Annotated in this window: 1 protein-coding gene, 1 tRNA gene and 1 pseudogene; 2 read left to right on the top strand and 1 reads right to left on the bottom strand. The window is 39.7% G+C overall.

Features of this window, described 5'->3' with window-relative positions; all coding sequences use genetic code 11:
* Both HT729_RS11285 and HT729_RS11280 read left to right on the top strand, forming a co-directional pair.
* Nucleotides 1-469, top strand: a 469-nt coding sequence (locus tag HT729_RS11285) for a transposase (protein WP_172932030.1), incomplete at its 5' end; no start/stop codon positions are given.
* Nucleotides 468-626: pseudogene (locus tag HT729_RS11280) on the top strand (transposase); the annotation flags it as partial. The gene HT729_RS11285 and the pseudogene HT729_RS11280, both read left to right, overlap by 2 nt.
* 116 nt (nucleotides 627-742) lie before the next feature.
* Here HT729_RS11280 and HT729_RS11275 read toward each other — a convergent pair.
* A tRNA-Asn gene (locus HT729_RS11275) sits at nucleotides 743-816 on the bottom strand.
* Nucleotides 817-839: the final 23 nt, after the last annotated feature.

The raw sequence follows: 839 nt of genomic DNA, 5'->3' as shown, positions 1-839 counted from the left end.
TATTTTGGATAACCTAAACGATTTACCAATCGTATACATTGATGAAACAGGAATCGACCGCTACCTCTATCGTCCTTATGCAGGGGCTCCTAGAGGGGAGAAAGTCTATGAAAAGATTAGCGGACGTCGTTTTGAGCGAACTTCAATTGTTGCAGGACAAGTAGACGGAGAGTTTATAGCTCCCATGATTTACAAGAACAGCAGGACAAGCGATTTCTTTGTGGAGTGGTTCAAAACGCAACTCCTGCCTGCTTTGAAGACACCTCATGTTATTATCATGGACAATGCTAGTTTTCATCCCAAGAACATTTTGGATGAACTCTGCATCCAAGATAAACACTTTTTCTTACCTCTACCGCCTTATTCACCAGATTTGAATCCTATTGAGCAAGCTTGGGCTATCTTGAAAAAGAAAGGAACAGATTTATTAAGGGAAGTCCCAACTATTTTTGAATGTTTGGAACGCTGATAACGAGAAAATTGTCAATGCCCTTAAACTAGCCTATTCTAACGCCAAACTAGAAGTCACTAATAATCTCATCAAACTTATCAAACGCAACGCCTTTGGTTTTCGGAACTTTAAAAACTTCAAAAAAAGGACGAAATTTGCCCTTTCTCGAGATTAGCTTTTCATCAACCCACTACAGTTGACAAAGAGCCGAAAAATGTCTCGCCTCTAATAACACGAGATAGATTATTATTACATAACAAAAAAAGAGGCCTAAACCTCTTAACTAAATTACTCCGCCAGTAGGACTCGAACCTACGACATCATGATTAACAGTCATGCGCTACTACCAACTGAGCTATGGCGGATTAAAGCTAAGCGACTTCCCTAT

Source organism: Streptococcus sp. 79, assembly GCF_013277425.1.
Lineage (GTDB): Bacteria > Bacillota > Bacilli > Lactobacillales > Streptococcaceae > Streptococcus > Streptococcus pseudopneumoniae.
Note: the sequence above shows the minus strand (reverse complement) of the source record. Positions and strands in the feature narration are given on the sequence as shown.